1 protein-coding gene is annotated in these 235 nt (G+C 60.0%); it reads right to left on the minus strand.

Features of this window, described 5'->3' with window-relative positions:
• The coding region (locus tag J5M67_RS29405) for a sulfatase-like hydrolase/transferase (protein WP_207888778.1) at positions 1-235 on the minus strand (235 nt) is incomplete at both ends.

Consider the following 235-nt stretch of genomic DNA (forward strand, 5'->3'; position numbering starts at 1 on the left):
GTGTAGATGACGATGGTGTTGTCGCTGAGCTTCAGGTCGTCGAGGGTCTTGAGCAGTTTGCCGACGTCGCCGTCGTGTTCGAGCATGCCGTCGGCGTACTCGTTGCCGGGCATGCCGCTCTGGCCCTGCATGGATTCGCGTATGTGGGTGAAGGCGTGCATGCGGGTGGTGTTCATCCAGACGAAGAACGGCTTGTCGGCCTTCACCTGCTTGTCCATGAAGTTGATGGCGGCCT

Source organism: Pseudomonas sp. 30_B (genome assembly GCF_017491605.1).
In the GTDB taxonomy this organism is placed as follows: Bacteria; Pseudomonadota; Gammaproteobacteria; order Pseudomonadales; family Pseudomonadaceae; genus Pseudomonas.